This window comes from Bradyrhizobium sacchari (assembly GCF_002068095.1).
Taxonomy (GTDB): Bacteria; Pseudomonadota; Alphaproteobacteria; order Rhizobiales; family Xanthobacteraceae; genus Bradyrhizobium; species Bradyrhizobium sacchari.
In genome coordinates this window covers 90,902-114,150 of sequence record NZ_LWIG01000026.1, presented here as the reverse complement: position 1 = coordinate 114,150, position 23,249 = coordinate 90,902, and the positions used below count along the sequence as shown (strand labels likewise).

Below are 23,249 nucleotides of genomic sequence, written 5' to 3'. Positions count from 1 at the left end.
CCGGCGGGGTCGGCTCCCGGCAGGAACCAGCGCCGGCACCGGTCGTTGAACTCGCGACAAGCGAGAGGGCCGATCATGATCCGCAAGCTGGCATCCGGCGAATATCGCCTCTATTCACGCAAGGTGAATCCGAAGACCGGCAAGCGCCGCAACCTCGGCACGTTCAAAAGCCGTGCGGCGGCCGAGAAGCACGAGCGCGAGGTGCAGTATTTCAAGCGCCACTGACGTGCAGGCGGGGCCTCCACAACAAAAGACCGAAAACAACCCCATGCACAGTAGCCGGGGCACTGAAATCACAGCGAAATCCCGTTTTGCTGATTTTGCGAAATCGATTTGACCCGTCGGGCAAAACAGGGGCATAATGGCAGCATGGCAGAGCAGGTCCCGGACGAGCCCTGCGCGGAAAAGCCGGCTGGAATCGATGCGGCGGCAGTGCTAGGTAGCCGGCGATTCTTTTTGATTTTGCGGGCGAATTGCGTTGCTGGACGGACTCTACAAGGTTGAATACGGCGTCAACGACGCGGTCGGCTGCAGCATCATGTGCCTGCATGACGGCAAGATGCTGGGCGGCAATTCGGGTTTTGCGCATCTCGGCACTTATGTCGAGCGCGACGGCGAGATCATCGCCGAGGTCATCACCGAACGGCATAACCTCGACCCCAACTACAAGCCGCTGATGGGCGCCGACGTCGCCAAGATCGCGGCGCGCGGCCGGCTGCATGGCAACGAGATCCGTCTTCAGGGCGGTGCGAACACGATGCCGGGCGCCCATTTCTGGGCCAACATGACGCGGCTCGACGACGGGGCGCTGCCGCCGCGCGGCGCGATCGGGCCGGGCGGCATCGCCAACGGGCTCTACGGAATGGGCCTGCGCGCGCTCGATGGCGTCGATGCCGGGCTGTCCGGCGTGATGCTCTTGATCGACGGCCGCATCCTCGGGGGCGATGCGTTCTTCTACTATCTCGGCTCCTATTCCTCGGCGGACGGCCGCTGGAAGGGCGAGATGCTGAATCAGGAGCACACGCCGGCGAAGGGCGAGAACCCCGTGTTCGGCGGCTATGAGGTCGGGATCGGCTTCTCCGGGACCTGCACGGAAGACAGCGGCGAGCTCGAAGGCATCGCGCTCGCCGGCAAGCGGAGCTTGCGGCTTGCAGCCTCGCTCAAGCTGATGCGGCGGGCGTAGGGCGCGCACTCATCGGCGTAGGGTGTCCGCTTCGCGCGCTGAAGCGGGCCTCGCGCCTCGCCCGAGCCGATGGCAGCAATTGGCCGGCCCTAAACGGACAGGCCTGCGCTGCCCTCCGATGGTCGCCTTCTGACCGACTCATTGCAGACGTCGGGCTGCGCCGTCAATTTCCCCGCAGGGGTGACGTCGGCTCTCGGCCGTAGCCCAGACGCAAGGTCGCGCTTGTGTCGCCTGTCGCTCATGATCCGGAGACGAAGATCACGGCGGCTTGCGGCCCGTCGGCAGTCGAGACCTCCGCGCTGGCGGGGAAGGTGCTCAAAAGTGCGATCTTTACCACTCGCGCCATCACAACTTCCTGCTTCGCAGCCAGGAGCGAATGGCCAGGATAAGTTCTGCCTTGCGCTCGAGCGGAAGCCAATGCCCGGCGGGGAAGCTCGTGATGGTGAGGTCTGGGCAGGCCGCTCTCATCGGATCACCTTGGCGATTCCCGTTGATGCTGCAGATCTGATCAAAGTCGCCATTGATAAACAGCACCGGCTGCGCCAGGCGTCCGCCGCCCCGTGCCTTGCGAGCGTAAGCCACGTTGGCGTCGTCGTTCATATACCACGCACATGACGGACGGAATCCGTGAGCGTTGAACGACTGCACCAGCACGCCGAAGTCTTCCGGCGGCCAAAGGGCCGGATCGGGTTGAGTCGGCGGGGCGCGGTGCGCGGCGCCAAATCGCCCCCCGTTGCGCGTGACCATCGCGTTCGGCGAAACCTTGCCGATGCCTGCCGGGTCGCCTGGTCGAAAGATCGATGCCAGCGACGCCGCTTTGTCTGCGTCCAGGTCGGCAACCGCGGCATCGAAGTGCGTCGTGTAGTAGCGGTAGTAGTCCCATTGGCCATCCGGATATTGGTCAGCCGGATAAATCGTTCGGTCGACGAGAGGGACGACCGTGCGCAGGGCGTGCCCGCCGGGCTGATACGCCAGCGAGGTCAGCACGACGCCACGGCTGCGGTCGGGCTCATGCGCAGCCAGCTCAGCGGCCACGACGACGCCCCAGTCGTGGCTCACCCAGATCGCAGGCTTGCCGCCAAGGTGGTCATGGAGCTCCGTCATATCCGCCACAACTTCCTCGATCGCGTAGGCATCGTTGGCCGCAGGCGCGGAAGAGCCGCCGAAGCCGCGCAGATCAGGAGCGACGCAGTGCCATCCGTCCGCTGCGAAGGCCTCCATCTGGGCGCGCCACATCAAGCTGATGCTCGGCCAGCCGTGAAGGAAGATCATCAACGGGCCGTCGGCCGGGCCGCACTCGATGTAATGCGTGTTATGACGAGGCGTACTGAAGATGCGCGAAACCAGCGGGGAGGCTTGCGTTTGTCCCGTTGCGCTGGCGGTCGACCCCATCCCACTCGGAGTAGCCGGTCCGTCCAGCGGCTGCGCTATTTCAGAACTGAGCGGTTGAAGTGAGCTTGTCATCGTCAAAATACGCCCGATCAAGTCAAATCGTTCCGCAGACGACGAAGATCACGGCGGCTTCCGGCCCGTCGGTGGTCGAGACCATTTGCGCTGGCGGGAAGATGGTCCATCGACGTATGTGGGCCGATCGGCCCGGCGCGCGCTTAGTCGACACTCGTCTCGGAAGGTTCATGCACGTCCGGAATATTTTGTGGCTCCTCAACGCTGGCGAGCGGTCATAGGATTGGATTGTTCGGGGCGAGGCGGCCCCAGTTCCGATTGCACTCATTTTTTGAACGGATGCATCACGCCGGCGGCGGGTCTGCTCGTCAAAGCCGGCCGTCGTGCGAGAAAAAACACAGGGGGGGTCATCATGTCCGCGTTGTCACGCCGCGATTTCCTTGCACTTTCGACATCAGCCGCAGCCGTCGGCCTCGCCGCGCCGGGTCGAGCCGCGATGGGACCGAACGACAAGTACGATCTGGTGATCCGCGGGGGAGAGATCCTCGACCCCAGCCAGTCGCTGCGCGCGAAGCGCGATATCGGCATCCGCTGGGGCGCGATCGAAACCGTCCAGGAGACGATACCCGCCGAGCGCGCCCTGAAGAGCATCGACGCGTCGGGCAAGCTCGTGATGCCCGGCCTCATCGATCTGCATAGTCACGTCTATCCCTACGGCTCGGCGATCGGTATTCCCGCCGACGAGCTGGTGCAATTCCAGGGCACGACGACCGTCGTGTCGGCGGGTGACGCCGGCGTCAACAATCTGGCGGCGTTGCGCCGCTTCATCGTGGCCCAGACCCGGGCGCGGATGTACGCCTTCCTCCACATCGCCAACAACGGCCTGTCGGCGTTCCCCGTCGCCGAGCTCTACAACATCGACATCGCGCAGACCGAGGCCTGCGCGATGGCGCTTGCCGAGAACCCGGACTTTCTCCTCGGGGTCAAGGTGCGGATGTCGGAGAACGTGATCTTCAAGCACGGGCTCGAGCCGCTCAAGCGTGGGATCCAGGCTTGCGAGATGTGCGGCTGGCCGGCGAAGATGATGGTGCATATCGGCGGCGTCGAGTCCAAGGAGCTGATGTCGCAGATTCTCGACTTGCTCCGGCCCGGTGACGTGCTGACGCATGCCTATTCAGGCGCCCCGAACATGTCCAACGTCTTCACCAATATCGTTCAGGAGGGCAGGTTGCTGCCTGCGGCCCTGGCAGCCAAGCAGCGTGGGGTGCTGTTCGACGTCGGTCATGGCGGCGGCAGCTTCGACTTCACGGTGGCGGAAGTCGCGATTCCCGGTGGATGCACTCCGGACACCATTTCCTCCGATATCCACGTCTTCTCCGGCAATTCGCCGGGCATGCCCTTCCTGCCCAACGTGATGAGCAAGTTCATGACGCTCGGCTTCACGCTGGAGCAGGTGGTCGCCATGGCCACGACGGCGCCGGCGAAGATCATCAATCGCGCGCCGAAAATCGGCACGCTGCAGGTCGGTGCACCCGCCGACGTCGCCATCATGGAACTGGTGGAGGGGCCGGTCAGCTTCGTCGACACGCGCAACAACAAGAGGGATGGGAAGGCCCAGCTCAAGCCGATCCAGACCGTCATCAACGGTGTGCCCTTCGGCCGGCCTTATCAGTCGCCGTTCGCAGTGAGGTAGCGAGCGGGCCAAAGTTTCAGCGGTCGTTGAGAGTGCAGAAGCGAGCGCGGGCGGGATTGCCGGCCGGACGATTCTGTACCCCGCCGGGCTTCCCCTGGACGCCCGCATGCCCTATGACGCTGCAACGCAAAAATCCCCTCAAAATGACCCCATGATCCGCCTCGACAACGTCAGCAAGCAAGCCGGCCACCAGATCCTGTTCATCGAAGCCTCCGCGGCTCTCAACAAGGGCGAGAAGATCGGCCTCGTCGGGCCGAACGGCGCCGGCAAGACCACTTTGTTCCGCATGATCGCCGGCGAGGAGCTGCCGGACGAGGGGCAGGTCTCGACCGATCGCGGCATCACCATCGGCTATTTCAACCAGGACGTCGGCGAAATGAGCGGCCGCAGTGCCGTGGCCGAGGTGATGAATGGCGCCGGTCCCGTCAGCGAGGTCGCGGCCGAGCTGCGCGCGCTCGAGGCCGATATGGCCGACCCTGACAAGGCCGACCAGATGGAGGAGATCATCGCCCGCTACGGCGAGGTGCAGCACCGGTTCGAGGAACTGGATGGCTATGCGCTCGACGGCCGGGCGCGCGAAGCCCTGTCCGGCCTCGGCTTCAGCCAGGAGATGATGGACGGCGACGTCGGCAAGCTCTCCGGCGGCTGGAAGATGCGCGTGGCGCTGGCGCGCATTCTCCTGATGCGCCCCGATGTGATGCTGCTCGACGAGCCGAGCAACCATCTCGACCTCGAAAGCCTGATCTGGCTGGAAAAATTCCTGCACGATTACGAAGGTACGCTCTTGATGACCTCGCACGACCGCGAGTTCATCAATCGCGTGATCTCAAAGGTGATCGAGATCGACAGCGGCTCGCTCACGACCTACACCGGCGATTACGAATTCTACGAGCAGCAGCGCGCGCAGAACGAGAAGCAGCAGCAGGCGCAGTTCGAGCGCCAGCAGGCCATGCTCGCCAAGGAGATCAAGTTCATCGAGCGCTTCAAGGCGCGCGCTTCTCATGCTGCGCAGGTGCAGAGCCGGGTGAAGAAGCTCGACAAGATCGAGCGGGTCGAGCCACCGCGCCGCCGCCAGAGCGTCGCGTTCGACTTCCCGCCGGCGCCGCGTTCGGGCGAGGACGTCGTCGCCTTGAAGAACGTCCACAAGGGCTATGGCGCCAAGCGCATCTACGACGGGCTCGATTTCATGATCCGCCGGCGCGAACGCTGGTGCGTGATGGGCGTCAACGGCGCCGGCAAGTCGACGCTGCTCAAGCTGGTTGCCGGTGCGAGCGAGCCGGACGAGGGCACGGTGGCGCTCGGAGGCAGCGTCAAGATGGGCTATTTCGCCCAGCACGCGATGGACCTGCTCGACGGCGAGCGCACCGTGTTCCAGTCACTGGAGGACCAGTTTCCGACCGCCGGGCAGGGCTCGTTGCGCGCGCTCGCCGGCTGCTTCGGCTTCTCCGGCGACGACGTCGAGAAGCGCTGCCGCGTGCTCTCGGGCGGCGAGAAGGCGCGCCTGGTGATGGCCAAGATGCTGTTCGATCCGCCGAACTTCCTGGTGCTGGACGAGCCGACCAACCATCTCGACCTCGCCACCAAGGAGATGCTGATCACCGCGCTGTCGGATTTCGAGGGCACCATGCTGTTCGTCTCGCATGACCGCCACTTCCTGGCGACGCTGTCGAACCGCGTGCTGGAGCTGACGCCGGAGGGCATCCACCAATATGGCGGCGGCTACACGGAATACGTCGCGCGCACCGGGCAGGAAGCGCCGGGGTTGCGGTCGTAGTCGGCTTCGCTCCCGACCGGTTGACGGTGGTGCATATGGCCGGTCCGCCCATGTTGTGAGCCGGTCGGAACCACGCAAGCCCCGCGCAACTCTCGCGGGCGATGGTCCGCTCCGCGCGAAAGTCTGCGGAACGGGGCATGATCGCCAAACTGAAAGAGGTTTTTGCGGCGCCTCTGCCGTGCAAGATCTGCAGTGCGGAGGCCGCACTGTTCGGCGTGGTCGATTTCGCCAAGCATTGCAATGAAGCGCGCCGCGGGCGGCTGCCGCTGCTGGGGCGGCCGGTCTATTACCACCGCTGCCAGGCCTGCGGATTCCTGTTCACCGATGCATTCGACGATTGGAGCGAGGCGAACTTCAAGGCGGACATCTATAACGACGGCTATATCGAGGTCGATCCCGACTACAGGGAGGTTCGGCCGACCAATAGCGCAAAGCTGGTGCAGCATTTTTTCGGAGCGAGGAAGGCGGAGTTGCGCTTGCTCGACTATGGCGGCGGCGACGGCCTGCTGAGCGCAACGTTGCGCGCCGGCGGCTTCCTGGAAGCGTGACCTTCGATCCCTTCGTGGCCGATTTCGCGCGGCCGCCGCAGCAAAGATTCGATATCGTCACCTGCTTCGAGACGCTGGAGCACATGCCCGATCCGATGGCCGGCATCGGCGCCATCGCCTCGAGCACGAAGGAGGATGGGCTTGTGCTGTTCTCCACACTGTTGCAGCCATCCGATTTTGAGATGCACGGCGTCAATTGGTGGTATGTCGGCCCGCGCAACGGTCATGTCTCGATCTTCAGCCGCACGGCGCTTGCTCTCGCCTGGCAGCATCACGGTTATCAGACCGCTTCCTTCAACGACAATCTGCACATGGCCTTCCGCACGCTGCCAGAATTTGCCCGGCATCTGCTGAAGCAGGCCTGACCGATGTTCGAGGCGCCTTGAACGCGCCGATCGCGCCCGCTACGCTCCCTCAAAAAAGGGAGTGAAACGGCGATGAAGCAACTGTGCATCGGCGACATCACCATCGATGCGGTGATCGAGCGGGAAGGACCGTGGCGGCGGCCGCAGGATTTTTTCCCGGCCTATGACGAGGGCGTGTTCGCCCGCCATCTGCCAACGATGGAGCCGGAGGTGTTTGATGCCGCGCGCGGCATGATGGTCATCACCTACCAGACCTTCGTCGTACGCACGCCGCGCTACACCATCCTGGTCGACACCTGCACGGGCGAGGACAAGGGCCATCCGCCGCCGTTCGATTTTCCCGGCAAGGAGCGTTGGCGCAACGAATTGTTCGCGCTCGGCATCGGCTTCGAGCAGATCGACTATGTGTTCTGCACCCATCTGCACATCGACCACACCGGCTGGAACACGAGCTTGCGCGACGGCCGCTGGGTGCCGACGTTTCCGAATGCCAAATACGTCTTCCACAAGGGCGAGTACGCGGCTTGGGAGGCCGAGCACGCCAAAGGCAACAACCCGCCCGGCACCGTCTTCCGCGACAATTGCCTGCCGATCGTCGAGGCCGGGCAGGCCCTGCTGGTGGATGACCACTACGCGCTGGACGATACCGTCACGCTGATTCCGACGCCGGGGCATTCGCCCTGCCATTGCTGCGTGAACATCTTTTCGAAGGGCCAGCGCGCGGTGGTCGCGGGCGACCTCATGCATCATCAGATCCAGTGCCGCGAGCCGGACTGGTCGGCGCGGCCGGACTGGGATGCAAGACAATCGGCGGTCTCGCGGCGGAAGTTCTTTGCGTCAGTTGCGGACACCGACACGCTGATCCTGCCGATTCATTTTCCGGCGCCGACGGTGGGGTCGATCAAGCCGCTGGGCGAGGCGTTCGACTATCGGTTCAGGCGGGAGTGAGGCGCTTCACCTCGCCCCGCTTGCGGGGCGAGGGAGCGGAGGCATCGCGGCGCGTTACGCGCCGACTTCGCACTTCTTCATAAAGCTGTTCTTGGCAGCGCCGGCGAGCGGCTTGCCGTCGGCGCTGACGGCCTTGGGCGCGCAGGCGTCGGCCTTGCACTTCTTCAGGAACGAGCTCTTGGCGGCGCCGGCCAGCGGCTTGCCGTCCTTGCCGACCGCCTTGCTCTCGCAGGTGTCCTCCGCGAAGGCCGAGCCCGCGGCAAAGGTGGCAACGATCGCAGCCAGGAAGATCCGCTTCATCATGGGTGTCTCCTAAACCAGAAATGGCAACGCGGATTGGAGCCGGGAATCGTGGCGCAATCAAGCAGGATCGGCGCGGGACGGGCCCGGCATGCGGATATTTTCCGGCGTGCTCGGATTCGCACCGTGTGCTTGCTGCACTGCGCGCTGACCACGCGGTGCGAACCTGCTAGGCTCCTCCCATGCTCAGACCTTGCCGCCGATGCTTCTGACGAGCATAGCAACCTGAACGGCAATCAGCTGCCGCATCTCCTTGCCGCTCCGGGCGGTTTCGCGCAATCCCCGCATGCCGAACACGAGGCATCGCGCCAGCACGTCCGGCTGGTCCGCTCGCTGGTTCGTTCGTTCGTCCGTTCTCCTGGCAGACGGCGCCTGATCGCGGATGAGGTCGGCAACCAGGGACTGGAAATTGGCGTAGACCTGGCGGACCGCAGGGAAGCGGAGGTCGAAGAGATCGGCTGAATCCGGATGCGCCTCGACCAGGTCGAAGCCATGGGATCCCCAGGATTTGCAGGCGTGGAGCAGCTTGGCGTGAAGGCCGTCGAGGCGGGCGATCGCGGCCTGGATCTCGCGGTGCTTCTGTTCGTCCATTGCCCTGATCACCGCCGCGAACACGGCATCCTTGTCGGAAAAGAGCAGGTAGAGCGCCGGCCGGGACATCCCGGCCGCACTGGCGATGTCGCCCATCGTGGTGCGGGCATAGCCGTAGCGCGAGAACACCTCGGTCGCGGCGGCGACGGCAAGCTGTTCTTTGGTCATAGGAGGTCAGCCATGATCGTCACCGTCGCTCACTCGGTGCACCTTGACAAAAAATCGGAAATTGTCAACTTGTCAGAGGCTGGCCACAACGCTCTGGAGAATTCTGCGATATGAACAACGATGCGCGACTGAAGACTTGGAACACCTATCAGGCGGCATGGGGGCCCATCGATGAGAGCGAGCGGCGCCGGCTGCTCGAACAGAGCGTTGCGGTGGATTGTGTGTACACCGATCCCGGCTCGCAGGTTGCAGGACGGGAGGCGTTGATGGCCCGCATCGGGCAAACGCAGCTGAAATTTCCGGGGGCCCATTTCAGGAACGACAGCTTCCTCGAGCACCACGAGCAGGGACTGTTCCGCTGGACGATGTACGACGGCGCCGGCCGCGTCTTCGTCAAAGGCGAGAGCTTCGGCCGATTTGGCGAAGATGGCCGCCTGGTTCAGGCGACCGGTTTCTTCGAAATCCCAACAGCCGCTTCCTGATCGCGCGCCGGGCGGGTTGAGGACAGATACTGGTTCGAAATGGTCTCAGGCGCCGCGCGCAAGCAGTGCCTTGAAGTCGGCCCGCGCGCGCCGCGCCTCGGCGCGTGCGACCTCGGAGGCGTCGCCGAGCCCGAAATAGCCGTGGATCAGGCCGGGGCCTTCATGGTGCTTGACGCGCACGCCGGCGGCCTCCAGCGCCCGCGCATAGGCGGCGCCTTCGTCGCGCAGGGGATCGAACCAGGCGGTGGTGACGACCGCGGGCGCGAGGCCTTCGAGCGATGGCGCGCGCAGCGGCGAGACGCGCCAGTTGCTCGCGTGAGCGGGATCGGCGAGATAGTGGCCGCAGAACCATTCCATCGTGGCGCGCGTGAGGAAGTAGCCTTCGGCGTTCTCGGTGCGCGAGGGAAAGCGCGCGTTGTCGTGCGCATCGGCGTAACTGCCGACCACGTCGGTCACCGGATAGACCAGCAATTGCGCGGCGAGCCTGATGCCGGCATCGCGGCAGGCGATCGCGGTGGCGGCTGCGAGATTGCCGCCGGCGCTGTCGCCGGCCACGCCGAAGCGTTTTGCGTCGCCGCCAAATTCCGCGACGCGGTCAAACACGTCGCGCACGGCGGCAAAGGCATCCTCGAAGGCGCCGGGAAACGGAGTCTCCGGCGGCCGGCGATAGTCGACGGAGACGACGACCGCGCCGGTCTCGATCGCAAGGTTGCGCGCCTGCCGGTCATGGGTTTCGATGTCGCCGGCAACCCAGCCGCCGCCATGAAAGAACACCACGGTCGGCGCGGAATTGGTGCCGATCCGATAGACTCGTGCATCGAGCGGGCCGGCGCCGCCTTTCACCTTGATGTCCGCGACGATGTCGACGGGCGGCGGCGGCACGGCCGCCCGCGATTCAGCCAGTGCGCGCAAGGAATCGCGCGCGCTCTGTGGCGTCATCGTGGTGGGATCGCGCAGCGGCAGCAGCGGAATGATCTGGGCGATGACGGGATCGAGCGGTGCGGGCATGCTGGAGTCCTCGCTTGGTTCTTGGTCTTGCTTGCGGGTTAGCATAGATTTGGCCAACCGCATCGGCAACAGCTTACGCGTTACAATTGCAATGCTGCGGGGTGAACGGGCAGGGAGGCCAAAGAGGTGGAGTTCGAGACGCTGGTCCAGTCGCGCCGCAGCGTGCGCGGTTTCAAGCAGCAGCCGGTGCCGCGCCCGGTGATCGAGGCGATCATCGAGAGTGCCAAGCGTGCGCCGTCGTCGATGAACACCCAGCCCTGGCACGTTCACGTACTCACGGGGCATCCGCTGGAAGAGGTGCGCCGGCGCAACATGGAGGAGATGGTCGGCGGCGCCAAGGTCAAGCGCGACATCATCAGCCACGGCGAATACCAGGGGGTGCATCGCACGCGGCAGGTCGACATCGCCAAGAAGCTGTTCGGCGCAATGGGCATTGCGCGCGACGACAAGCCGATGCGGCAGGATTGGGTGCTGCGTGGCTTCCGCCAGTTCGACGCGCCGGTCTCGCTGGTGCTGACCTATGACCGCGTGCTCGATCCCGGTGCGGTCTGCCATTTCGATCTCGGCGCGCTCTGCTACGGCATCGTGCTCGCGGCGTGGGATCGCGGCCTCGGCTCCGTCATCAACGGGCAGGGCATCATGCGCTCCGACATCGTGCGCGAGGTCGCTGATATCCCGGAGGACGAGGTCATCATGACCTGCGTCGCGATGGGCTATCCCGACGACGGCTTCGCCGCGAATGCGGTTCGCTCAGACCGCGAACACAACGATGAGTTCGTGCGTTACGTGGGCTTTGCCGACTGATGCCGGCACGCGTGGAGGAGATTATTTCTCATCGAAATTTTTGGTGCGGAGTCCTTGCCGCCTCTTGCAATCTCGATCACGCGGGAGGAACAATGTGCCGACTGAAAGGTTTGTTGCTGGCGCGAGGGAATTGATATGCGGCGGCTGGCTAGCCTGGTGCGGCGGTTGTTCGGCCCGCGAGTGCGGCGTCCAATCGATGATGATCCCAGTCTTCCTTTCACATCCGACGAGTTCGGGCGGCTGATCCGGAGCGGCAAACGCGAGGACATGAAGTTGCTGGCCGAAGGTCTGGCCTGCAACTCAATTCCCCGCCGCGCCAAATACCGGGCCCCCCACTAGCACCGGGGTGGTCACGCCATCTTGGCCCCGGAGGGCATGACACCGCGTGGGTGGTCGTCGTTCAACGCGACTTGCTGGACAATCCGATCGGAACTCCGGAGAGCTCCCGCAGCGTCATCGGGCGTTCGCGACAAATCGGTCGGGCGCGCTGCCTGCTTTCGTGCTAGCTTGCGGGCATGAGCAATCGCATTCTCGTTCTCTACGGTTCCTACCGTTCCGACCGCATGGGCATCCGCCTGGCGAATTTCGTCATCAATGGCTTGCGCAGCCGCGGCGAGGAGGTCGAGTTCATCGACGCCAAGGCCATCGGCCTGCCGATGCTCGATCGCATGTACAAGGAATATCCCAAGGGCGCGGCCCCCGAGGCGCTGGAGAAGCTGGCCGGCCAGATCCGCGGCGCCGACGGCTTTGTCTTCGTCACTGGTGAATACAATTGGGGTATTCAGCCCGGCCTGAAGAATCTCACCGACCACTTCCTCGAAGAGTGGTTCTGGCGCCCGGCCGCGATCGTCAGCTATTCCGCCGGCCGTTTCTCGGGAGCGCGCGCTGCGACCGCCTGGCACGGCACGCTGTCGGAGATGGGCATGGTGGTGGTGTCGAGCACCATCGGCGTCGGTCCGATCGCGCAGACCTTGTCGGCGGACGCCGAGCCGATCGGCGAGGGTGGCAAGGCGCTGGAACGTGCATTCCCCCGTTTTGCCGATGATCTGCTGTGGTGGATCGAGGCGGCCAAGGCGCAGCGGGCGCGCAAGGCGCCGCCTTACTAGGCGGCCCTGACTTCGCCGAGGAAGCGGTCGAACTGACCGGCTAGATCGCGCGACTGTGTCGACAGTTGTTCGGCGGCGCCGAGCACTTCCCTGGCGGCAGCTCCGGTGTCGTCGGCGGCGCGCTGCACGCCCGATATGTTGGTGTTGACCTCCTGGGTACCGCGGGCGGCCTCCTGGACGCTGCGGGCGATCTCCTTGGTGGCCGAGCCTTGCTCTTCGATCGCGGCGGCAATCGCGGTGCCGATCTGGTCGATCTCGGCGATGACGTCGGCGACGTTGCGGATCGCGGCCACGGTCTCGTCGCTCGCGCTTTGGATCGCGGTGATCTGCTCGGATATCTCGGTCGTGGCCTTGGCGGTCTGGCCGGCGAGCGATTTCACTTCGGAGGCGACGACCGCAAAGCCGCGGCCGGCGTCGCCGGCGCGCGCGGCTTCGATCGTGGCGTTGAGCGCGAGGAGATTGGTCTGCTCGGCGATGCTCTGGATCAGCGTGACGACGTCGCCGATCTTCTGGGCGCCCTCGGCGAGCGCGCGGGCGGTGTCGCCGGTGCGGCGGGCATTGTCGACCGCGCGGGCCGCGATCTCGGTGCTTTGCGCGACCTGACGGCCGATCTCCGCGATCGAGGAGGTGAGCTCTTCGGTCGCGCTCGCAACCGTCTGCACGTTGGTCGAGGTTTGCTCGGAGGCGGCGGCGACGACCGCGGCCTGGCTGTTGGTCTGGGCTGCCGTCGAGGTCATCGACTGAGCCGTGCTCTCCATCGTGGAGGAGGCCTTCGACAGGCCGCCGACGAGCTCGGTGACCTTGGCCTCGAAGGCGCGGGTGAGCTCGTCGAGCGCTTGGGCGCGACGCATCTTGCCGTCGTTCTCGGCCTGCTTCTCGGCCGCGAGCCGGTCGGCCCGGATCATGTTGTCCTTGAACACCTGGACGGCCGCGGCCATCGCGCCGATCTCGTCGGAACGCTCGGTGCCGGGAATGTCTTCCGCGACCTCGCCGTCGGCGAGGCGCGACATCCGCGTCGTGAGGCCGACGATCGGGGCGCAGACGCGGCGGCGGACGGTCACGACGAGGCCGATGCTGGCGACCAGTACGGCGGCCAGGCCAAAGAGGGCGATGGTGAAGCTGGTTCGTGCGGCCGACGAAGCGCCGGCGAGGACCTGCTCGGCATTGTCGTAGAAGGCGTCGCGGACCTCGATGATGGTCCCGAGGCCGCGCTGCGTCGAAGCGAAATAGGTGTCCATGTCGTGTTCGTACTTGCCGGTGACCGCACCGTCCTTCACGAGCTTCAGCTCGCGGCCGAACTCCTCGACATAGATCGCATTGAACTTCTCCAGCGCGGCGGCGACGTTCGCCGGGGTTGCCGGATTGCCGCGCAGTTCCTGCAGCGACATCACGATCTGGTCGTTGCGGCCCTGCGAGCGGCTGATGTCCGCCTTTTCGGCGTCGGTCGCCGGCTTCTTGCCGCCGACGAGGTTCTTGTGCAGGCTGGAATTGAAGCCGCCGACATCGCGCAGCGTCATCGCGATGTTGGCGTAGCTGGCCTGCCGGTAGGCATCACCGTTCAGGATGGCCATGCGGCGGACCTGTTCGTTGAGCAGCGCAGTCACGCTGCCGTTGAGCACGGCATTGTCGGCGACGATCTTCTTGGCGGCATCCTTGCGCGCTTCGGCCGGCCCCGTCAGCGCCTTGTCGATGGCATCGCGCAAGCCGGTGAACTTCGCATTGATGGCGTCGATGTTGCTGCCGATGGCGGTGCCGTCATCGAACGGGCCGGGCAGCTCCTTGCGCAGCGCGCTCATCTTGTCGCGGGCGCCGTCGGTCTGCTTGCGCAGCTTGTCCTGCTCGACGAGCAGCGCGGGGTCGATGGTCGCGGGCCCGTAGAGGATGTTGGTGGAAAAGCCGCGTTCGGGATTGAGATAGCGCGGGATGTCGCTGACGGCGCGGACGATCGCGAGCCGCCCTTGCGCCTCGGTGATGCGCTCCATGGTGTGGTACTTCGTTACGGCGACGTAGACGGCGAGGCCGCCGCCCACGGTCGACAGTGAGACGATGGCGGTGGTCAGGAGCGTACCGATTTTCATGGGCAGTCCGGCAATTGGCGCGGGAGGAGAATTATTTTGCCCGCACGATAGGCAGCCGGCGTTAATCCGCGGTTTACGCTGACGGCCGCCATGCTCCGCCTGCATGCGTCCATTCGTCCGGATGTTGAGGTCGCGCTAGCGCGCCGGCCGATCCAGTTTTGCGAGAATCTCCAGCGTTCTGCCGTCGCGCTCGCCCGCGAAATAACGGGCGAGCGCCTGATCGAAAACGGGCTCGTCGGACACGGCGCCGAACAGCGTCATTGATGAGCGGAACTTGGTGTCGTCGGGCGCGCCGAGGATCGCGTTGATGGTGCGCCCTTCGACGGCGAGCACGAGCCGCGTGCACGCGATCAAACGCGGGCCGAGCACGGGGTGGGCGAGGTAGGCTACGGCCTCCGCGCGCGAGCCGATGGCATAGCGCTGCGACATGGCGCTGAAGCCGAGGCCGGCAACTTGCGGGAAAACGAACCACATCCAGTGGCTCTGCTTCCGGCCCCGGGCCAACTCCCCTTCGACGTCGCGAAAAACCGGGTTTTGGGCCTGGACGAACCGCTCCAGGTCGAAAGGATCGGTCATTGGATACCCTCAGATGCCCTCAGGGGGGCCTTGCCGGCCGCGATTATGCCTAACTTTTGGCTCCCAATGTGGTAGCTGGTATAGAGTCTCCGGGTGGGGGTTGGGCCCCCCGGGGGTCGATTTGGGGATCTGATGGTTTCCGACCGCGCACGCGCCGAAAGGCTGTTGTCGCGCCGCCGTATTGGGCGAGCGGAGACGATACTGCTGTCTCTGGCGGCCATCGCGCTGGCGCTGGGCGCTGCCGCCTGGGTCGTCGATCTCGGCGATTCGACTCCGCTGGTTACCGCGGCCCTGCCACCGGCTAATACCCCTTCGTTTGAGGATCGCTTCGCGTCGGCGTCTGGCAACCCGCCGGGCCGCCAGCTCGGCCTGCGGACGCTGGAGCGCTCCGCCATGGACGCGGTCCAGCTCAGGCTCCGAGACGCCAAGGCGATGCTCGCCCAGAAACTTCAGGGCGACGAGTGGCGCTCGACCCTGACCGAAGACGACCGGCATGCGGCCGAGGAGACGAGGCCCGCGCAGCGTGCCGACGCTGTCCCGATGCCGCGCTCACGTCCGGTCCAGGCTGACTTCTCCGCGCAGATCGCCTCGAGCCAGGCCTATGCCGACACCAATCCCAGGGTCGACAACCGCAACTTCTTCGAGAAATTCACCGACAAGATCAGGCTGGCCTCCCTGACCCCCGGCGACGGCCTGCTCGGCAAGGCGCCGGACCTCGCCGCGCTCGGCTATGATTCGCGGACGGCGGTCTACGACATCTCGGCCAAGGCGCTCTACCTGCCGAGCGGCGTCGCGCTGGAAGCGCATTCGGGCATGGGCGCGCTGATGGACGACCCCCAGCATGTCGACCAGCGCATGGTCGGTGCGACCCCGCCAGCGACCTACGATCTGAAGCCGCGCGAAAAGCTGTTCCACGGCGTCCGCGCGCTGCGCATGACCCCGACTGACGGGACCAGCGCGCTCGGCCGCGTCGGCCTGCTCACCCACAACTACATGCTCGGTCCGCGCGGCGATTCCAACGGCTGCGTCTCGATCAAGGACTATGATCGCTTCCTGAAGGCCTGGGACAATGGCGAGTTCAACCGCCTGGTCGTGGTGCCCAGCCTGGGCGGATCGGCGACCGCCTCGCAGCGCGCCAGCACCGCCTCCTGATATTTGCCAGGTGCGGCGGGGCTGCCGTTTCCCCTTCGTTAAGCCGTCATCGTTCAGAAGCAGCCCATGAGTGATCCAGCAAGCTCCGAAACCCCGCTGCGCACGACGTTCAAGATCAAGCTGAACGGTGACACGCTGGCGATTGCGACCGTCGGGCAGGCCTATCAATTCCTGACCAATTTCAAATCGGTCGAGTGGATGGAATTCCGCTCGCTGCATGAGGACGCCGTTCAGGCGCTGGAAGGGGCGGCCGGCAATGCCATGCTGGCGGTGCAGGCGACCAACGCCGTGCGCGCGCTGTTCGTGAGCGCGAAGCTGCTTTGAAGGTGCCGCGGGACCGTCCTTTCACAGCTTGAACTCCGCCATGCGAACAGGCAAACGGTGCGTGAAGTCCGTGACCACAAGCCAGTTCATTTGAAGCTTACTTAAGGGAGAACCCCCACCATGAAACGCCGTACGTTCCTCAAGGGCGGCGCGCTCGCCGGCGCGACGACGCTGGTTGCCGCGCCTGCGATCGCGCAGAGTGCGCCCGAAATCAAATGGCGCCTGACCTCGAGCTTCCCGAAGTCGCTCGACACCATCTACGGCACGGCGCAGACCTTCGCGAAATATGTTGCCGAGGCCACCGACAACAAATTCCAGATCCAGACGTTCGCGGCGGGCGAGCTCGTTCCCGGTCTGCAGGCGCTCGATGCCGTCAGCGTCGCCTCCGTCGAGATGGCGCAGACGCCGCTCTATTTCTACATCGGCAAGGAGCCGGCGCTGGCCTACGCCACCGGCGCGCCGTTCGGCATGAACCATCGCCATCAGGAATCCTGGTGGCATTTCGGCGGCGGTGCCGACCTCGCCAACGAGGCGCTGAAGCCGTTCAAGGCGCACGCCATCCTGTGCGGCAATTCCGGCACCCAGATGGGCGGCTGGTTCCGCAAGGAGATCAAGACCGTCGACGATCTCAAGGGTCTCAAATTCCGCATCGCCGGCATGGGCGGCCATGTGCTGGCGCGGCTCGGCGTCGTCCCGCAGCAGCTCGCGGGCGGTGACGTCTACTCGGCGCTGGAGAAGGGCTCGATCGACGCCGCCGAATTCGTCGGTCCCTATGACGACGAGAAGCTCGGCTTCCAGAAGGTCGCAAAATACTACTACTTCCCCGGCTGGTGGGAGGGCGGCGCCATGCTGCACATGATCGTCAATGACGAGAAGTGGGCGTCGTTGCCCAAGCAGTACCAGGCCATCCTCAACCAGGCGGGCTCCGCGGCCGGCGCCTGGATGCTGGAAAAGTACGACAGCGTGAATCCGGCGGCACTGAAGCGCCTGATCGCCAACGGCGCCGAGCTGAAGGCCTTCCCGCAGCTGGTGCTGGAGGCCTGCTACAACGCGACCCAGGACCATCTGAACGAGCTCGCCGCCAAGAGCGACCTGTTCAAGCGCACCAAGGACAGCCACGACGCGTATATGAAAGAGCTCTTGTTCTATACGCAGATCGCGGAAAACTTCTACGACAACTACCTGCTCAGCAAGATGCGCAACAAGAGCTGAGCGAGGAGAGGGCGCGGTGTTCACGCCGCGCCCGGCTCTCGTAGCGTGGGGAAAGGGCGTTTGCCCCGTGCCCACGTACTCTCACTGGCAATGGTGGGCACGCTTGCGCTTTGCCCGCCCTACAGGACCTCTCGTGTGGCGTCTTACGCCGCGCCGAGCCCCAGCTTCGCATAGATCCGCCTTGCATAGGCGCCGAACGCATCCGTCGTCTTCAGCGGCAAGTCGCGCGGGAAGGGCAGCTCGATTGGGAAGTAATCGGCCATCTTGGCCGGGCCCGCGGTCAGCACGGCGCAGTGCGAGGACAGGAACACCGCTTCCTGGATCGAATGCGTGACGAAGATGATGGTCTTGCCGCTCTCGCGCCAGATCCGCAGCATCTCCAGGTTCATCTGCTCGCGCGTCAGCGCATCCAGTGCGCCGAACGGCTCGTCCATCAGGATCAATTTTGGATCGTGGATGAAGGCGCGCGCAATGGCGGTGCGCTGCTGCATGCCGCCGGAGAGCTCTCGCGGATATTTCTGCTCGTAGCCGGCAAGGCCAACGAGATTGAGCAGATCGCATGCCCGCTCGCGCGCGGCCTTCATGGGCAGACCGACGATCTCGGCCGGCAACAGCACGTTGTCCAGGATGGTACGCCACTTCAAGAGCAGCGCCTGCTGGAATACCATGCCGATGTCACGGCTCGGGTCGAACGGGCTGTTGGCGTTTCCGATCCTCACCGTGCCGCCATCAGAGCCATGAAGGCCGGCCAGGATCTTCATCACCGTGGTCTTACCGCAGCCGGAGGGGCCGACCAGCGAGACCAGCTCACCTTCCTGCACGTCCATGGTGACGTCGGACACGGCGAGAAACTCCGCGCCGCCGCTGCGATAGACTTTTCGCACGCCCCGCAGGCTGATGAACGGGTCTGAGCTCATGCCAGCCATTTGTCCAGATTGGCGGCGACGAAGGCATCGTCGCTGAGGTCGGCATGCTCGCGGCAGACGCGGTCGATCTCCTCCTGCTGGCCGGGGCTGAGGCCCTCGTTCGGATCGAGGCACCACAGCCCCTGCATCAGGCCCTGACGTCGCAGCACCTCGTGGCAGCCGGCGATGCAACCGTGGAAATTGTTGGCGACGTCGAAGAAGGCGCTGTTGCAGTCGGTGACGCGGGCATCGAGCGCGAGCAGATCCGCGGGTACACTGTCCCTGTGCCGCGCCGCCTTGCAGCGCTCGAATTGCTTGATGGCGCTTGCGGTCCAGACCGACCAGTGGCCGAGCAGGCCGCCTTTGAAATAGGTGCGCGTGGTGACGCCCTTGTCGCGCAGGTCGAACGGCAGCATGAGGTCGAGCAGGATGTGGTCGTCATTGCCGGTGTAGAGCGCGACGCGGTCGAGCGCGCCGGCGGCTGCGACGCCGCGCAAGACATCGAGAGTTCTGTAGCGGTTGAACGGCGCGATCTTGATCGCGATCACGTTGTCGATCGCGGCAAAGCGCTGCCAGAACCGGCTCGACAGGATGACGCCGCCGACGGCGGGCTGAAGGTAGAAGCCGACCAGCGGAATCTCGGCGGCGACCGCCGTGCAATGCGCGATGATCTCGTCCTCGGAAGCGCTCTTCATCGCGGCAAGGCTCAGCAGGCCGGCGTGATAACCGATGTCGCGCGCGGTGCGGGCTTCGGTCATTGCCTGCCGGGTCGGGCCGGCGAGGCCCGCAACCATGGCAAGTGGGCGCCCGGTCCAGCTCGCGGCGGTCTCAGCGGCAAGCTCCAGCACAGGACGGTAGAGGCCGACGTCGCGGATCGCGAATTGCGTGGTGTGCACGCCGACGGCAAGGCCTCCTGAGCCGGCGTCGATGTAATAGCGCGTCAGCGCGCGCTGATGCTGTTTGTCGAGCTGACGCTCGGCAGTGAGGGCGAGGGGATGGGCCGGCAGCACGGTGCCGTCGGCAATCAGCTTGCGGATGTCGGCGTTGATCTGGCTGTGGTGCATGATGTCCTATCCGAATTCGGGGCCGGCGACGGCGAAGGGCAGTTCCTCCCCCGCCGTACGGGCGGGGCCGAACCGCATGCGCTGGAAGGGTCGCTCGATGGTCCAGCCGGAGGCGGTCAATCCCTCCAGGAACGGGCCTTGCGACGCGACGGCGTCGATCAGGAGAGGGCCGGTCTCGGAGCGTAGGATCATCTGAACCAGGGCCAGCGCAGCGGCGGCATGATCGGCGAGCAGGGGGCCGATATGGCGGGCGGTCCGGCCGTCGCGCACCAGCGCGATGGCGCCGTTGGCGGCGACGATGCGCGAACCGGAGCGCTGTGCGAAGGCGGAGAGGAGGGCGGTGCGATCGAAGCCGGTGGCGCGCCGATCCCGCGCACGAAGCGCGTCGATGCTCGCGGACGACGATGGCGGCGCTTCGGCACGCGAGGGCTTCACCAGCTTCAGGCGGCGCAATTGCAGCGTCGGCATAAACCCGAGCGGTCCGTAGACGGCGGCACCATCAGGCGTGGCGTCGAGCCAGCTCGTCAGGTCGTTCTTGCGCGCGGTTTCCAGACAGGCCTCGACGAGGCGCGTGGCAAGGCCTCGGCGGCGGTGAGTACCTGACACCAGCACCATGCTGATCCAGGCGTTGTTGCCGGAATAGGGCAGCAGCGCTGCAGTTGCGACCAGCCGCACGCCGTCGCGGATGCCGAACACGACGCCCTCGCGCAGGAAGATGCGCCAGTCCTCCTCGGTCTGGTTCCAGTGCGCCTCCGTCGACAACGCGAGCCCGGGGATCGCGTCGTCGGCGCCGAGCTTGAGGATGGGCGGACCGTCAGTAGCGGCCATCGCGCACCTCGTATTTGGTGGGCTTGCCGAGGCTCGGCATGGCGCGGGATACCCAATCGGCCGTCCATGCGATCAGCTGCTCGGTGTCGACCACCGGCAGGCCGAACAGCTCGACGGCCTTGGACGTGTCGGTGAGCCACGCCGTCGGCTCCTCCTTGCCAACCAGGACCGGCGCGCGGCCAAAGCGTGCGCCGAAGTTTTGCGCGAGATCTCGCACAGCGAGGATCTCGTGGCCGCTGACATTGATCGGTGAGGTCGGTGCCGTGCAATGCACCAGGCATCGCAGCGCCTGCGCTGAGGCATCGCCCTGCCAGATGAAATTGACATGACCGATGCTGACGTCGATCGGCGAACCGTTGAGGACTTTCGTGGCGATGTCGTGCAGCACGCCGTAGCGCATGTCGATCGCGTAATTGAGCCGAAACAGCCGGCCCGGAGTCGAATATTTGTGCGAGAAATATTCGAACATGCGCTCGCGGCCGACGCAGGACTGGGCGTATTCGCCGGGCGGGTTCGGCGCCATCTCCTCGGTCGAGCCGTTACCGTTGACGGGCACGAAGGGATAGACACAGCCGGTCGAGAACGCCACGATCCGCGACGAGGAGAAGGTTTGCGCGACCAGCGCCGGCACATGCGCGTTCATCGCCCAGGTCAGCGACAGATCGCCCTCGGCGCCGAATTTTCTGCCGGCCATGAAGATGACGTTCGGCGCCTTCGGCAGCGCGTTGATCGCGGCCTCGTCCAGCAGGTCGCAACTGATGGTCTCGACGCCGCGGGCGTGCAGCCAGTCCCTCACGCTCGCGTCGCTGAAGCGTGCGACGCCGATGACGCGGCGAGCGGGCACTGCGGCTTTGGCCAGCCCAGCCAGCGTCGGGCCCATCTTGCCGGCCACGCCGAGGATCATGATGTCGCCCTCGACCTTGTTGAGGTCGTCGATCAGCGCCTGCGTCGGCCGGCACAGGAGATCGTCGAGGGCTGCGATATCGGGAATGGTCTTCGGCAGGGTCTTGCGGGTGAGCAGCATGGGCTGGTCCTTCGGGTTTGCCGTTCTTAGGTCTGTCTTGCGTCGCCCACGACGAACATACGTTCGAGGGCGAGCACGAGGCCGTAGAGGGCGACGCCGAGCAGCGTCAGCACCACCACGGCCATCACCATCGCGGGCGTGTCGAGCGAGGATTGCACCTGGATCATGAGGTAGCCGAGCCCGCGCTCGGAGGCGATGAACTCGCCGACGATGGCGCCGGCGACGGCAAGGATGGCGCCGACCTTCATGCCGGAGAACACGTAAGGCAATGATCCCGGCAGCTGGATCTTGCGGAACAGCGTCCAGCGCGAGCCGCGCAGCGATTTGACGAGATCGAGCAGATCGGGCTCGACCTCGCGCAGGCCGCGCGCGGTGGTGAGCAGGATCGGAAAGAAGCAGATGCTGAAGGCGATCAGGATGTTCGGCACGATGCCGTAGGAAAACCAGACGATCAGAAGCGGGCCGAGCGCGACCTTCGGGATCATGTTCAGTGTCACGAACAGCGGCAGCAGCACGAGGCTGACCAGCGGCGCCCAGCTGAAGATCACTGCCAGCGCGACGCCGACGACCGCGCCGAGCGCAAAGCCGCCGAGGATCTCGACCGCGGTGACCAGCGTATTGGCGCCCCAGGCATAGCCGGCGGTTCCCAGCGTCTGCAGCGTCGCGAGCGGGGAGGGCAGGATGAATTTCGGCACGTGGAAGGCATCGACCGCGACCTGCCAGAGCACGAGCACGGCCAGATGCACGATCAGGACGATCGCAAAGCTGCGCGTCGTGCGTGCCCCTTCGGCTGCCACGGTCTGCTCCCTGTTGTTCGCGGCCTCTTCGCCGCGAGGTCAGCCTAACCGGCTCCCGAGCAAGTTTCAACCAGTTGGTTGATTAGGCCGGAGTGACTGCAGCACCAGATCGACCACATGCCGGCGCCGGGCGCTGCGCTGGGCGCGGCTCGACAGGTCCTTGCCGAAGATGGCCGACAGCGTCGGCGTGTTGGAGAAGAAGAAATAGCTGAGGCCTGCGATGGAGATGTAGAGCTGGACGGGATCGATCCCTTTGCGGAACAGTCCGCTGCGCACGCCTTCATGGAGGATGTGGGAGACGCTTTTGACCAGCGGCGAATGCATTGCCTCCAGCCGGGTGGAACCGCGGACGTGGCGGGCACCGCCGCGGTTCTCGTCGTTCAGAAGCACGATGAAATCAGGGTTTGCCGCCAGATGGTCGAACGAGGCCTCGATCAGCCGGCGGATCGCCTTGTCCGGCGGCAGTCCCTCGAGATTGAGTTTGCGCTCCTCTTCGCGGATGTCCTCATAGACCCATTCGAGCACGGCAAGGTACAGCGCGTCCTTGTCGCCGAAATAGTGATAGACGAGCTGCTTGTTGACGCCGGCGCGCTCGGCGATCTCGTCGACGCGGGCGCCGGCCAGGCCATGCCGTGCGAATTCCAGGCGTGCCGCGGTGAGCAGCTTCTTGCGGGTGGCGACGGGGTCGCGCCGCTGCGGCACGGTGTCGCCAGATCGTTTTGCGGGCATTTCCAACCAAACAGTTGACAAGCGGGAGGCGGGCTTGTTGCATTGGTATCCTCACAAGGGGAGAGCGACAAGCCGGGTCGCTGGCAATGAGGAGGATGCGATGAAGCGTTTCCAGGCGGCTTTTGTGGCGCTGATGCTCGGCTTGCCGGCGGACCCGGCGAGTGCGGGCGAGGCGGTCAATTTGAT

The 23,249-nt window shown here is 65.2% G+C and carries 25 protein-coding genes and 1 pseudogene; 14 read left to right on the top strand and 12 right to left on the bottom strand.

Features of this window, described 5'->3' with window-relative positions:
- Positions 1-75: 75 nt before the first annotated feature.
- Complete coding sequence (locus A5906_RS41670; RefSeq protein WP_007609497.1) at positions 76-225, top strand: hypothetical protein; 150 nt, start codon at positions 76-78, stop codon at positions 223-225.
- Positions 226-478: 253 nt separating this feature from the next.
- The gene (locus tag A5906_RS24525) at positions 479-1,183 is read left to right on the top strand and encodes a hypothetical protein (RefSeq protein ID WP_080137845.1); all 705 of its coding nucleotides are present in this window, start codon (positions 479-481) and stop codon (positions 1,181-1,183) included.
- A gap of 345 nt (positions 1,184-1,528) precedes the next feature.
- Here the strand turns inward: A5906_RS24525 and A5906_RS24520 are convergent, their stop codons facing one another.
- On the bottom strand, positions 1,529-2,575 hold the full coding sequence (locus tag A5906_RS24520) for an alpha/beta fold hydrolase (protein ID WP_080137844.1): 1,047 nt from the start codon (positions 2,573-2,575) through the stop codon (positions 1,529-1,531).
- 424 nt (positions 2,576-2,999) lie between these two features.
- Between A5906_RS24520 and A5906_RS24515 the strand changes: the two genes are divergently transcribed.
- The 5 genes from A5906_RS24515 to A5906_RS24500 all read left to right on the top strand — a co-directional run bounded on the left by A5906_RS24515 (position 3,000) and on the right by A5906_RS24500 (position 7,915).
- Positions 3,000-4,280 carry an amidohydrolase family protein gene (locus tag A5906_RS24515; RefSeq protein WP_080138251.1) on the top strand — a complete coding sequence of 427 codons (1,281 nt, stop codon included), beginning with the start codon at positions 3,000-3,002 and terminating at the stop codon, positions 4,278-4,280.
- 151 nt (positions 4,281-4,431) lie between these two features.
- Positions 4,432-6,054, top strand: coding sequence for an ABC-F family ATP-binding cassette domain-containing protein (locus tag A5906_RS24510; protein WP_080137843.1), 1,623 nt, complete (start codon positions 4,432-4,434; stop codon positions 6,052-6,054).
- A 137-nt stretch (positions 6,055-6,191) separates the two neighbouring features.
- Positions 6,192-6,602 (top strand): class I SAM-dependent methyltransferase, encoded by a 411-nt coding sequence (locus A5906_RS46200; protein ID WP_347337614.1) that lies wholly within the window; start codon positions 6,192-6,194, stop codon positions 6,600-6,602.
- A complete protein-coding gene (locus tag A5906_RS46195) occupies positions 6,599-6,967 on the top strand; it encodes a class I SAM-dependent methyltransferase (protein WP_347337613.1) in 369 nt (122 codons plus the stop codon). The genes A5906_RS46200 and A5906_RS46195 overlap by 4 nt, the downstream gene beginning before the upstream one ends.
- 72 nt (positions 6,968-7,039) lie before the next feature.
- A complete protein-coding gene (locus A5906_RS24500) occupies positions 7,040-7,915 on the top strand; it encodes an MBL fold metallo-hydrolase (protein ID WP_080137842.1) in 876 nt (291 codons plus the stop codon).
- Positions 7,916-7,969: 54 nt separating this feature from the next.
- Here the strand turns inward: A5906_RS24500 and A5906_RS24495 are convergent, their stop codons facing one another.
- Positions 7,970-8,218, bottom strand: a complete 249-nt coding sequence (locus A5906_RS24495; RefSeq protein ID WP_080137841.1) for a hypothetical protein — start codon at positions 8,216-8,218, stop codon at positions 7,970-7,972.
- A gap of 183 nt (positions 8,219-8,401) precedes the next feature.
- Complete coding sequence (locus A5906_RS24490) at positions 8,402-8,974, bottom strand: TetR/AcrR family transcriptional regulator (protein WP_080137840.1); 573 nt, start codon at positions 8,972-8,974, stop codon at positions 8,402-8,404.
- A gap of 110 nt (positions 8,975-9,084) precedes the next feature.
- Between A5906_RS24490 and A5906_RS24485 the strand changes: the two genes are divergently transcribed.
- Entirely contained in the window at positions 9,085-9,456 is a 372-nt protein-coding gene (locus A5906_RS24485; protein ID WP_080137839.1) for a nuclear transport factor 2 family protein, read from the top strand.
- 45 nt (positions 9,457-9,501) lie between these two features.
- On the opposite strand, the gene A5906_RS24480 is transcribed toward A5906_RS24485, so the two are convergent.
- Positions 9,502-10,464 (bottom strand): alpha/beta hydrolase, encoded by a 963-nt coding sequence (locus A5906_RS24480; RefSeq protein ID WP_080137838.1) that lies wholly within the window; start codon positions 10,462-10,464, stop codon positions 9,502-9,504.
- Positions 10,465-10,590: 126 nt separating this feature from the next.
- Between A5906_RS24480 and A5906_RS24475 the strand changes: the two genes are divergently transcribed.
- Both A5906_RS24475 and A5906_RS24465 read left to right on the top strand, forming a co-directional pair.
- Entirely contained in the window at positions 10,591-11,268 is a 678-nt protein-coding gene (locus tag A5906_RS24475; protein WP_080137837.1) for a nitroreductase, read from the top strand.
- Between the two features lie 515 nt (positions 11,269-11,783).
- Positions 11,784-12,374, top strand: coding sequence for an NADPH-dependent FMN reductase (locus tag A5906_RS24465; protein ID WP_080137835.1), 591 nt, complete (start codon positions 11,784-11,786; stop codon positions 12,372-12,374).
- Here the strand turns inward: A5906_RS24465 and A5906_RS24460 are convergent.
- A complete protein-coding gene (locus A5906_RS24460) occupies positions 12,371-14,452 on the bottom strand; it encodes a methyl-accepting chemotaxis protein (RefSeq protein WP_080137834.1) in 2,082 nt (693 codons plus the stop codon). The two genes, A5906_RS24465 and A5906_RS24460, sit on opposite strands and share 4 nt — an antisense overlap.
- A 135-nt stretch (positions 14,453-14,587) precedes the next feature.
- Positions 14,588-15,028, bottom strand: a complete 441-nt coding sequence (locus A5906_RS24455; protein WP_080137833.1) for a DUF1810 domain-containing protein — start codon at positions 15,026-15,028, stop codon at positions 14,588-14,590.
- Between the two features lie 201 nt (positions 15,029-15,229).
- On the opposite strand from A5906_RS24455, the gene A5906_RS24450 reads away from it, so the two are divergent.
- The 3 genes from A5906_RS24450 (at position 15,230) to A5906_RS24440 (ending at position 17,716) form a co-directional block, all read left to right on the top strand.
- A complete protein-coding gene (locus A5906_RS24450) occupies positions 15,230-16,180 on the top strand; it encodes a DUF2778 domain-containing protein (protein WP_080138250.1) in 951 nt (316 codons plus the stop codon).
- A gap of 66 nt (positions 16,181-16,246) precedes the next feature.
- Positions 16,247-16,504 (top strand): hypothetical protein, encoded by a 258-nt coding sequence (locus A5906_RS24445; protein WP_080137832.1) that lies wholly within the window; start codon positions 16,247-16,249, stop codon positions 16,502-16,504.
- Between the two features lie 120 nt (positions 16,505-16,624).
- Positions 16,625-17,716, top strand: coding sequence for a TRAP transporter substrate-binding protein (locus A5906_RS24440; RefSeq protein WP_080137831.1), 1,092 nt, complete (start codon positions 16,625-16,627; stop codon positions 17,714-17,716).
- A 143-nt stretch (positions 17,717-17,859) separates the two neighbouring features.
- Here A5906_RS24440 and A5906_RS24435 read toward each other — a convergent pair whose 3' ends face one another.
- From A5906_RS24435 to A5906_RS24410, 6 genes are all read right to left on the bottom strand, one after another.
- Entirely contained in the window at positions 17,860-18,642 is a 783-nt protein-coding gene (locus A5906_RS24435; RefSeq protein WP_080137830.1) for an ABC transporter ATP-binding protein, read from the bottom strand.
- The gene (locus tag A5906_RS24430; protein WP_080137829.1) at positions 18,630-19,685 is read right to left on the bottom strand and encodes a dihydrodipicolinate synthase family protein; all 1,056 of its coding nucleotides are present in this window, start codon (positions 19,683-19,685) and stop codon (positions 18,630-18,632) included. Before A5906_RS24430 ends, A5906_RS24435 begins: the two co-directional genes overlap by 13 nt.
- Before the next feature lie 6 nt (positions 19,686-19,691).
- A complete protein-coding gene (locus A5906_RS24425) occupies positions 19,692-20,513 on the bottom strand; it encodes a GNAT family N-acetyltransferase (RefSeq protein WP_080137828.1) in 822 nt (273 codons plus the stop codon).
- The gene (locus tag A5906_RS24420; RefSeq protein WP_080137827.1) at positions 20,500-21,537 is read right to left on the bottom strand and encodes an NAD-dependent epimerase/dehydratase family protein; all 1,038 of its coding nucleotides are present in this window, start codon (positions 21,535-21,537) and stop codon (positions 20,500-20,502) included. The genes A5906_RS24425 and A5906_RS24420 overlap by 14 nt, the downstream gene beginning before the upstream one ends.
- Positions 21,538-21,563: 26 nt before the next feature.
- Positions 21,564-22,334: an ABC transporter permease gene (locus tag A5906_RS24415; protein WP_080137826.1), complete on the bottom strand. Its 771-nt coding sequence runs from the start codon at positions 22,332-22,334 to the stop codon at positions 21,564-21,566.
- A 66-nt stretch (positions 22,335-22,400) separates the two neighbouring features.
- On the bottom strand, positions 22,401-23,063 hold the full coding sequence (locus A5906_RS24410) for a TetR/AcrR family transcriptional regulator (protein ID WP_080137825.1): 663 nt from the start codon (positions 23,061-23,063) through the stop codon (positions 22,401-22,403).
- Between A5906_RS24410 and A5906_RS44950 the strand changes: the two are divergent.
- Positions 23,038-23,249 (top strand): annotated as a pseudogene (locus A5906_RS44950) (hypothetical protein); the annotation flags it as partial. The gene A5906_RS24410 and the pseudogene A5906_RS44950 sit on opposite strands and share 26 nt — an antisense overlap.

Coding starts and splice junctions, on each gene's coding strand:
- A5906_RS24510 (WP_080137843.1), top strand. CDS start 4,432: ATGATCCGCCTCGACAACGTCAGCAAGCAAGCCGGCCACCAGATCCTG.
- A5906_RS24430 (WP_080137829.1), bottom strand. CDS start 19,685: ATGCACCACAGCCAGATCAACGCCGACATCCGCAAGCTGATTGCCGAC.
- A5906_RS24495 (WP_080137841.1), bottom strand. CDS start 8,218: ATGATGAAGCGGATCTTCCTGGCTGCGATCGTTGCCACCTTTGCCGCG.
- A5906_RS24440 (WP_080137831.1), top strand. CDS start 16,625: ATGAAACGCCGTACGTTCCTCAAGGGCGGCGCGCTCGCCGGCGCGACG.
- A5906_RS24515 (WP_080138251.1), top strand. CDS start 3,000: ATGTCCGCGTTGTCACGCCGCGATTTCCTTGCACTTTCGACATCAGCC.
- A5906_RS24485 (WP_080137839.1), top strand. CDS start 9,085: ATGAACAACGATGCGCGACTGAAGACTTGGAACACCTATCAGGCGGCA.
- A5906_RS24420 (WP_080137827.1), bottom strand. CDS start 21,537: ATGCTGCTCACCCGCAAGACCCTGCCGAAGACCATTCCCGATATCGCA.
- A5906_RS24455 (WP_080137833.1), bottom strand. CDS start 15,028: ATGACCGATCCTTTCGACCTGGAGCGGTTCGTCCAGGCCCAAAACCCG.
- A5906_RS24490 (WP_080137840.1), bottom strand. CDS start 8,974: ATGACCAAAGAACAGCTTGCCGTCGCCGCCGCGACCGAGGTGTTCTCG.
- A5906_RS24480 (WP_080137838.1), bottom strand. CDS start 10,464: ATGCCCGCACCGCTCGATCCCGTCATCGCCCAGATCATTCCGCTGCTG.
- A5906_RS46200 (WP_347337614.1), top strand. CDS start 6,192: ATGATCGCCAAACTGAAAGAGGTTTTTGCGGCGCCTCTGCCGTGCAAG.
- A5906_RS24425 (WP_080137828.1), bottom strand. CDS start 20,513: ATGGCCGCTACTGACGGTCCGCCCATCCTCAAGCTCGGCGCCGACGAC.
- A5906_RS24465 (WP_080137835.1), top strand. CDS start 11,784: ATGAGCAATCGCATTCTCGTTCTCTACGGTTCCTACCGTTCCGACCGC.
- A5906_RS41670 (WP_007609497.1), top strand. CDS start 76: ATGATCCGCAAGCTGGCATCCGGCGAATATCGCCTCTATTCACGCAAG.
- A5906_RS24435 (WP_080137830.1), bottom strand. CDS start 18,642: ATGGCTGGCATGAGCTCAGACCCGTTCATCAGCCTGCGGGGCGTGCGA.
- A5906_RS24520 (WP_080137844.1), bottom strand. CDS start 2,575: ATGGGGTCGACCGCCAGCGCAACGGGACAAACGCAAGCCTCCCCGCTG.
- A5906_RS24460 (WP_080137834.1), bottom strand. CDS start 14,452: ATGAAAATCGGTACGCTCCTGACCACCGCCATCGTCTCACTGTCGACC.
- A5906_RS24445 (WP_080137832.1), top strand. CDS start 16,247: ATGAGTGATCCAGCAAGCTCCGAAACCCCGCTGCGCACGACGTTCAAG.
- A5906_RS24410 (WP_080137825.1), bottom strand. CDS start 23,063: ATGCCCGCAAAACGATCTGGCGACACCGTGCCGCAGCGGCGCGACCCC.
- A5906_RS24500 (WP_080137842.1), top strand. CDS start 7,040: ATGAAGCAACTGTGCATCGGCGACATCACCATCGATGCGGTGATCGAG.